Annotated in this window: 9 protein-coding genes; 3 read left to right on the top strand and 6 right to left on the bottom strand. The window is 66.5% G+C overall.

The features are described from left to right. Nucleotides 1-15: 15 nt before the first annotated feature. The 4 genes from BL254_RS24325 to BL254_RS24305 all read right to left on the bottom strand — a co-directional run bounded on the left by BL254_RS24325 (nt 16) and on the right by BL254_RS24305 (nt 3,675). Nucleotides 16-303 (bottom strand): hypothetical protein, encoded by a 288-nt coding sequence (locus tag BL254_RS24325; RefSeq protein ID WP_254858490.1) that lies wholly within the window; start codon nt 301-303, stop codon nt 16-18. 8 nt (nt 304-311) lie between these two features. Next, the gene (locus BL254_RS24320; RefSeq protein ID WP_139342492.1) at nt 312-1,727 is read right to left on the bottom strand and encodes a putative T7SS-secreted protein; all 1,416 of its coding nucleotides are present in this window, start codon (nt 1,725-1,727) and stop codon (nt 312-314) included. Nucleotides 1,728-1,896: 169 nt separating this feature from the next. After that, entirely contained in the window at nt 1,897-2,220 is a 324-nt protein-coding gene (locus tag BL254_RS24310; protein ID WP_047225236.1) for a hypothetical protein, read from the bottom strand. An 18-nt stretch (nt 2,221-2,238) separates the two neighbouring features. Continuing rightward, nucleotides 2,239-3,675, bottom strand: coding sequence for a hypothetical protein (locus tag BL254_RS24305; protein WP_076845333.1), 1,437 nt, complete (start codon nt 3,673-3,675; stop codon nt 2,239-2,241). A 968-nt stretch (nt 3,676-4,643) separates the two neighbouring features. On the opposite strand from BL254_RS24305, the gene BL254_RS24300 reads away from it, so the two are divergent. Further along, nucleotides 4,644-5,207 (top strand): hypothetical protein, encoded by a 564-nt coding sequence (locus BL254_RS24300; protein WP_052914990.1) that lies wholly within the window; start codon nt 4,644-4,646, stop codon nt 5,205-5,207. A 227-nt stretch (nt 5,208-5,434) separates the two neighbouring features. On the opposite strand, the gene BL254_RS24295 is transcribed toward BL254_RS24300, so the two are convergent. Then, a complete protein-coding gene (locus BL254_RS24295) occupies nt 5,435-6,628 on the bottom strand; it encodes a PLP-dependent aspartate aminotransferase family protein (protein ID WP_076845331.1) in 1,194 nt (397 codons plus the stop codon). Between the two features lie 180 nt (nt 6,629-6,808). Between BL254_RS24295 and BL254_RS24290 the strand changes: the two genes are divergently transcribed. After that, the gene (locus BL254_RS24290; protein ID WP_076845329.1) at nt 6,809-7,252 is read left to right on the top strand and encodes an Lrp/AsnC family transcriptional regulator; all 444 of its coding nucleotides are present in this window, start codon (nt 6,809-6,811) and stop codon (nt 7,250-7,252) included. Between the two features lie 31 nt (nt 7,253-7,283). Here the strand turns inward: BL254_RS24290 and BL254_RS24285 are convergent, their stop codons facing one another. Next, on the bottom strand, nt 7,284-7,859 hold the full coding sequence (locus BL254_RS24285; protein ID WP_076845327.1) for a dihydrofolate reductase family protein: 576 nt from the start codon (nt 7,857-7,859) through the stop codon (nt 7,284-7,286). Nucleotides 7,860-7,894: 35 nt separating this feature from the next. On the opposite strand from BL254_RS24285, the gene BL254_RS24280 reads away from it, so the two are divergent. Continuing rightward, nucleotides 7,895-8,236 (top strand): helix-turn-helix transcriptional regulator, encoded by a 342-nt coding sequence (locus tag BL254_RS24280; RefSeq protein WP_139342491.1) that lies wholly within the window; start codon nt 7,895-7,897, stop codon nt 8,234-8,236. Nucleotides 8,237-8,272 lie beyond the last annotated feature (36 nt).

Here is an 8,272-nt window from a genome sequence, read left to right as displayed (position 1 = left end):
CATTGCCTCCTACAGTCATCTGACGATATCCAGGCCGATGGCTTTCAGCAGGTCGGCAAGCCATACCAGGCCGTACGTCGTGACTTTCGACGGATCGGCCAACGCCGACTGTAGATTGGCCAACGACTCACTGAGCTGTCCGACAGTCAGATCCGTTGGCTGCGCGTAGACATCATAGAGCAGCTCTCGCGGAATCGCCCAGAAGTAATCTTTGTCGAGAGACACCTCYGTCCCTGCTTCCTGTCGCAGATGTTCGATCAGAAGAGCGAACGCGGCGGTGAGCGTCTCAAGCGGGACGGACACGTRCTCACTCACTGGCCACCACCCCTAAGAATTTTGGAGATCTGCTTCTGAAAAGCTGAGATCTCCTGTTCCAGATGACGTATACGTCCATCGATGATTCGTTGCCGAATCGCCGGTGTCGGCGCACGCTCAAGAATACCTTGGTTATCGAATGCGTCAGGATCGACCCGGTACGCTTCCAGTTTAGCCCGATGTTCTTCGATCTGCCGCTGAAGCGATCTGATGGCCCGCTGTTCGGATGCCGTCAGCCCGCGGCCAGCGGCTTTCGAGGTGTCACGAAGGGCGTCGCCACCGACCATGAGCATCCGGCCGTCAGGAGTCACGGTCATGGCGAAACCCTGACGGGCAGCGCGCAGGTTGGCAGCCATGGCGGCAAGATGCGCTTCGCAGGCATTGAGCACCCGGTGGGTATGAGCCGCACCGGCGCGCAGGACACCAGCGGCGACACCTCCTCCACGCTGGACCTGGCCGGCACCACGGCCAAGACCGGCGGTGCTGAGACCTCGACTACCGGGGATACAGCCGAGCAGGGCGAAGCCGACGTCCCATCGGGATGCCTGGCCGTTGGCATACCGGGCCAAGGCGTCGGTCAGGAGCACGAGCGCAGCTGCGGACACCATCCATGCGACCGGCCCGCCGACGACCATAGCGGCCACCCCGAGGACCGCAACGGTGCTGGTCGCGAGGCCGATGGCAACATGCCAGACCCTGCCAGCGGCCTGTTGGATTTTCTCCCAGGACCACCACGGCTTGTCCCGGATCCCCGCGTGGGAGGCGCGCCGGATCATCGATACGCAGGTCCGTGCCGCATCCTGACGTAGCTGCTTCGCCGCCAGCGCGAGCTGACGGGCAGCATCCAGATCATCCTGTGCGGCCTGTACAGAGTCTCGCAACTGCTCCAGCCGGACCTGCGCGACCCGCTGGTCTCGGATCGCCTGTGTCACCTGCACCGGGTCAGGCAAAGGAAGATCCATCGCATGGGGATGGGAACCTGGCTCCAGCGCCATGATCCTCCGCGTCGCGGACGACAGCGCGGTCTGCGCCGGGCCGACAAGGATCTGAGCGTGATCGCGGCGGGCTCGCGCTTCCCGCCCCCGCGCAAGTGCCCGGTCGGCCTGTATCTGCGCGGAATCCAGGACCGGCGCATAGACGCGCAGCGCATCACCGGCCATCTGATACGACGTCGCAAGCTTCTGTAGCTGGCCGGGGAATATGCCCAGCTCCCCCCGAAACGCATCTCCCGCGGAACCAGTCCATACATGGATCACTTCACCGGTGGCTATCGCAGTAAGCTGCTTATGGGCGTGTTCGACGTCAGCGGCAAACGCCAGAAACCGTCGGGCCAGCTCCCGCACCGCGAACGGATCGCCCGGAGTCGGATCGCCATCGAGATCAAGTATCGGCCAGTCCGTCGGACGGTTCACCTCCCAGACCCGCCGGAGACGAGCGAGCGTGTGCCCCGCGGAACCGACGCATCGGAAAGTGCGGGCGGAAAGCGCTGTCGGGGCGACCGAAACCGCCTACGGTCGAGGTGGATACAGGTGAAAAAATTTGTCAGGGCATCGGAAACCACCTACGCCTCCTCTGGAGTGCTCAGCTGAGTACCGTGTTTTCGAGGCCTTCCAGGGCGGTGGTTACCGCGGTGACGGTGCCGGCGCCCAGCAGCAGGCCGTGTAGGAGGCGGGAGATCCGGCCACGGTCCGGCGCGTCCGCAGTGAGTTCCTCCTCGAGATCGTCGGTCGCCCGCCGCATCCCGTCCGGGTCCGTAAGATCGTCGGCGTTGTCCCGCAGCGCGGCGCGCAGGTTCTCCAGCACGTCGCGCGTCGCGGCCGGGACGGCGATCTGGTTGGTGACCTGGTTGTTGTCCCCGAAGACATTCCCCTGACCCGACACCGGACCAATGTTGTACGTGCTCACGCTGCTTCTCCCCTGGGGCTATCCGCCCTRCTGAGCATTGGTTACCTGTGCCTGGTCGCCGAAGACGTTGCCCTGGCCACTGACCTCGTTGACATTGAAGATGTTGCCGTTGTGAATGTTGTTGATCACCTGCTCGCTGTGCCGCTCGAACTCCGAGGTATCGACGTTGTGCCTTCGCAGGAACTCCACGATGTTCTCGAGAACCCGCCGCTGCAGCGTCTCGAGGTACAGACGCTGGTCCACGTCGGCGTAGTAGTAGTCCTTCAGGTCGGCGGCAACCTCCGCACGAACGCTGCGACGGGCTCCGTAGTCGATGACGACACCAGGGCGGATGCGATCCCGCCGCGTCGCCAGCGAGCGCCACCCGCGCAAGGTGAAAGACGGGCGGAAGTTCTGCTTGAAGGTCTGTTTAACGGCGGTCACGAAACGGTCCCAGTGTTCCATCRGAACGGTGGTGACCGCGAGGCAGGGGGCACCCAGCGGAGGCATGGCAACGGACACACCCTCGATGAAGAGCGTGTTGTTCTGGAGCAGGTCCGCCCGGACGAGATAGGTGAGGCCGAGCTGGTTTCCCGCGGTCAGCCGTTCGAAGACGAGATAGGTCCGGGCATAGCTGGTCGGATTACGCAGTACGTTCGTCAGGATGCCCTCGGGCATATGGGTGTAGGGCGGCTTTCCGGTGCCGGGTACAAGGCCTTGGACCAGCGGTGCGTCCACGCCGCTCACATACAGCTTCTCGCGTACGACAAGACCGGCAAGGGTGAGGTCGGGGACCGTTCGAGCCAGCCAGTCATGCAGATCGGCCTCGTCGAAGGGGATGATCTGCGAGCTGCCGTCCTGGATACCGGCCTTGCTGGTGTCCAACGTCACAACCCATGTGCCCAGGTGCGCGCCGCTGCCGACGAACGGGTTGGCACCGCTGAACGGCCCGCTGAAAACGATCGTGTTACCGGAGTCCACGGACTCGAGACGTTTTTCGATCATTCTGTCGACGCTGGATGCCAGGTCCGCGGGGTCCACATGCTGGTTCATGACGGCGACCGCCTGCGCCATGCAGTACAGCCGGTAGACCACCCGCAGCAGGAAGAGCAGCACCGGGATGGCGATGAACACGTAGGAGAAGAACAACACGCCGGCGCCGAACGAACCGCCCGGGTCCTCGCTGAAATAGTCGGAGGAGCCGCTTCCGCCAAACAGCGAACCGCACGCCGCCAACAGCAGGATGAGCGGGATGACGAAGCCGATGAGAACGGCGATCCCGGTGCGCAGACGCGCGGTGTTCCGTGCGCTGGCGGCATGGCGGACAAGCGCCACCATGCCGATACCGTGGTTCGGGTGAATGGCCCGGTATGGTTCGTCGAGAACCGTCGCCGCCACGGTGCGGGCCATGGCCTCGTTGAGGTGCACCGCCGAGCACAGATACCGGGTGGCCCGATCGGGATCGTGCTCGCGCATCGGCGGACCAGAAGAGGGCCGGCGTTGKGGCAGTGGAGGCGGCTGGCCATCCAGCCTCGTCCCGCAGTCCGGGCAGTACGCGTCACCTGGTTGTGGCAGGCCGCCACAGTGCGGGCACGCGCCGGTTTTCAGTATCGTCATTACGTCGGCTCCGTGGTGCGCTGCTGGACCGGCCGGCCGGCGCGCCGCACGGTAAGCGCGTCCGGCACACAGATCCGCTGGTTGACCGACACGCAGTATCGCACGGCCGTGACACCATGGTGACGGTGAGGGTCCGCAGAAGCGGTAAAGGGCGGCCACCCCCACCATCTATGACTACCGAACGTAAGGAAAAGGCGTGGCTTGATCCGGCGTCGCTGTCCGGTAGAACGATCAGAAAGAACATGTCGACCTGCGTGGATGCGTTACCGAAAACAAAGGATCCACGCTGTCGCGACATCCTCCATCTCATACGGAGAGTTATTTTTCTTCGTATCGGCGGGACGCTCGACAATCGTCCGGCCGGCTGTCGATACTCTCCTGGTCAGCCGCCGCCACGACCGGGGCGGCGTGAATCCCGTCCGCGTCCCGCCGGCGGGGCGTTTCCGCACCCATGGGAGGCGATGGTGTGGACCTGCGCCGCGTGCGGGTCGTCCCAACGACCGGGTGTCCGTTTCTGCACCGCCTGCGGAACGACGGCGCAGCCCACGGCACAGTCATCTCCTCCGTCGTCTCCCGTTCATCCTGATCATGATCGGCTTCAGCCCGATCCGCGTCGGGGCGCGACGCCTCCCACCGGAACAGGTCCGGGAAACAGCTCGTGGGCACCGGCCGGAGACGCCGCGTCCGACGGCACCGCCACGGACACGGACGAACTGACCCAAAGGGTCGGAGCGTCCGCACCCCCGTGGCCGCACCCTGGTTCACCGCCACCGCGGCCACGGAGTGCGGCGGCCCGTCGCGGCGGCGTCGCGCTGGCGATCCTGGYGATGCTGGCGGCAGCGATCGTTCTCGTCGTGATCCTCACGGGTCGTTCAGGTTCGGAGCGTGACAACGGCCAGCCCTCCGTCCCCGTGGCGGCCACGCCGACCACCTCGGCGCCGTCGCAGGCCGTCATCCAGCTCCGGACGATCGACGACCTGCTCAGCCGCAGCGGCAGCGCCCGAGGCACTGTCGTCGCGGCGGTCCAGCAGATTGCGAACTGCACCGACCTGAGCGGCGCCGAAACCGACCTTCTCAGTGCCGCGGCCGGCCGGGACGCCCTCGTCGACGAGGTCGACAGCCTCGCTGTCAGCGCCATTCCCGATGGCAGGGGCATGGTCGCCGACCTGCGGACGGCGTGGGTGGAGTCAGCGGCGGCGGACCGCGCCTACGCGGCATGGGCTCGCGAGGTGGCCGGTATCTGCGTCCCGCCGGCGCCGACGACCTCCTCCAGCCTCCTCGCCCAGCAGCACAGCGTGGAGGCCACCGTGGCCAAGCAACAGTTCGTCGCGTCCTGGAACGATCTGGCCCGCCGCTACGGGCTCGCCTCCCGAAGCGCCGACGAGATCTGAGCGGAAAGCGTAGGTGGAAACCGTCGTCCGAACAGCGAAAACCACCTACAACCGCGGCGAGCGTAGGTGGAAACCGTCATCCTCATAACGGAAACCACCTACACGGGCTGAGGCGGGCGTAGGCGGCTCTCCGCTGTCAGGCCCGAGTGAACCGAACCGCTCCGCGCGGGCAGCCGGTGYCGTACCGGTTCGTGGCTTGGGCGTCCGTCCGTTCGCCGGCACTGTCGCTACAGGGAATCGGCTGCCGTGAGCACGTCGTCGACGAGGTCGGCGGTGTCCTCGGTGCCGGCGGYGAGCCGGACCAGCCCCAGCGGAACCCCCGAGGCGACGATCTGCTCCTCGCTGAGCATCCCCGCCCACATCGCCGCGGGGCGCACGGCCAGGGACTCCACACCACCGAGGCTGACCGCTCGTCGGACGTGACGCAGCCGGTCGAGGAAGGCGTCGGCCGCCTCGTGGCCGCCGGCGAACTCGACCGCGAGCACCCCGCCGAAGCCACTCATCTGACGGGCCGCGAGCGCGTGCTGCGGATGTGCCGCCAGGCCCGGGTAGTGCACCCGTGCGACGGCGGGATGCCGCTCCAGCGCCTCGGCGAGGGCCTGGCCGTTGGCGTTGTGCCTGGCGACGCGCAGCGGCAGTGTGCGCAGACCGCGCAGCAGCAGCCAGGCGTCGATGGGGCCGAGCGTCGCGCCGGTGAGCAGAGCGACATCCCAGACACGGTCCAGGAGCTTCGCCGGCCCCGCGAGCACGCCGGCTGACACGTCGGAGTGGCCGTTGAGGTATTTGGTCGCGCTGTGCCACACCAGGTCGACACCGAGCTCCAGAGGTCGCTGGTTCACGGGTGTGGCGAAGGTGTTGTCCGCCAGGATCAGCGCGTTGTGTGCGTGGGCGAGATCCGCGACGGCGCGTAGGTCGGTGATCTGCAACAGTGGGTTGCTCGGCGATTCGACCAGAATGAGGCGGGTCCGCGGGGTCAGGGCTCGGGCGAAGGCGTCAGGGTCCGTCTGGTCCACCTGCGTGGTCGTCACGCCCAGGCGCGGCAGGAGGTTCAGCAACAGGGACGCCGTGCCGCTGTAGGTGGATCTCTGCCCGATCACGTGATCGCCAGCGGAGGCCAGGGCCAGCACGGCTGTGGTGAGCGCCGCCATGCCCGAGGCGCTGACGAGCGCGGTTTCGGCGTGCTCCAGCTCCGCGACGATGGCCGCGACCTGCGCGTGGTTGGGGTTGCCGAAACGGGTGTAGAAGCCCTGGCCGCGCCGTTCGACCGCCGCCTGGGCGAACGTCTCGGCGTCGTCGGCCCAGAAGGTCGCCGTCTGGTAGATGGGCGGTGYCACGGAGCGGTCATGGCGCAGCTCACGATCGGCGTGGTTGACCGTCGTGCTGGTCCTGCTGGTCCTGCTGGTCGTGTGGGCGTCCGGCATGGTTCTTCTCCTGCGTCGGCGGGGTTGGGGTTGRCGCCACGAGAATGACCGGTCTTCCTGCCGGAACAGGGGCGATCGGGGCAGTTTTGGCAACAAGTAGCGTCAGAACAGGGCATGAGGTTGTGATAAGCGGATCCGCCTGGCGAGAATCTGCTAATCGGCTGGGAGGGATGGCCAGGCATGGACGACGTCGACAGGTCGATACTGGCCGTGCTCGAACAGCACGGTCGGATCAGCAACCAGGAGCTCGCCAACCGGGTCGGCCTGTCGCCCTCACCCTGTCTGCGGCGCGTGCGTCGCCTGGAGGAGACCGGGACGATCCGCGGTTACCAGGCGCTCCTCGATCCGGCGGCGGTCGGCCGTGGCCTGCGCGTCCTTGTCGGTGTTCGTCTGTTGCGGCATGCCCGCGCCGACGTCCGTCAGTTCGAGAGCCAGGTCGTGCGACTGCGCGAGGTGGTCCACTGCCACCACATCACGGGAAATTACGACTACCTGCTCCAGGTCGAGGTCGCCGACCTTTCCGTCTACGAGGCCTTCCACGCCGACCAGCTCGCGRGCCTGCCGGGTGTGGCCACCGTGACCAGCTACGTCGTCATGAAGACGCTCTCCGCCGGCAACGCGTGAGCGCCCACACCGACCGGCTCGCATGCGCCGGCTACCGCTGTGGGCTGGCGGGTGGGTGACGCACCGTGTAGGTCAGGTGCACGAACTGGTCGATCCGTTCGACGGCGGACAGGGTGAGCCGCGATGACAGCAGCCGCCGCGGCAGCAGCGGCGCGCCGGCGCCGAGCGTCACCGGTGCCACGCCGAGGATGATCTCGTCCAGCAACCCGTGGTCGGCGAACGTCCCGACCAGCTCGCCGCCCCCGACGAGYCACACGTTCCTGCCCCGCGCGGCCGCGACCATCGCCTCGTGCACGGGCCGTACGTCACCGCTGGCGAACGTGATGTTCGCGCCGGGGATCGACGGAAGATCACGATGTGTGAAGATCCAGGTCGGGGTGTCGCCGTACTGCTCGCGCCATTTCCGCGGCTGGTCGAGCAGTTTCTCGTGTTCAAGTACCCACTCGTAGGTGGTCGCTCCCATGGCGAACGCGCCGACGTCCGCGAAGAACGCGGCGAACGGGTTGTCGCCCTGTGACTCGACCGTGAAGAGCCAGTCGAGCGAGTTGTCCGGGTCGGCGATGAACCCGTCGATGCTGGTCGCGGTGTAGTACTGCGTCCTGGTCACCGCCTCACCATCCCACCTGGCACCGACACAAAGGCATGAAGATCACCGATATGCCGACCTTCGAGCAGGTCCTCGACGAGCAGCTCGCCGACCCGCCGTTCCGCGCCGAATGGGATCGCACCCAGTTGGCCCGCCAGGTGGCCAACGAGCTGGTCCGCTACCGAGCCCGGCACAACCTGACGCAGGCCGGGCTCGCGGAGCAGACAGGTCTTACCGAGGCGGAGATCGTCTACCTCGAGGCTGAAGAGGAACCATCGTTGGCCGCGCTCGCCCGCCTCTCGGAGACACTCGAGCTGTCGTTCCAGATCAACATTGATCCTGCGCACTCCGTTGTCCGCATCCACGAGCACCCCGGCCCGAGGGGGAGTGTCTCGTGATCAGTGTTTCCGGCGGATTTGATCAGTAGGTCTCAG

This window comes from Protofrankia sp. BMG5.30 (assembly GCF_001983005.1).
Taxonomy (GTDB): Bacteria; Actinomycetota; Actinomycetes; order Frankiales; family Frankiaceae; genus Protofrankia; species Protofrankia coriariae.
The sequence above is the reverse complement of the archived record's forward strand: the minus strand, read 5'-3'. Positions and strand labels throughout refer to the sequence as shown.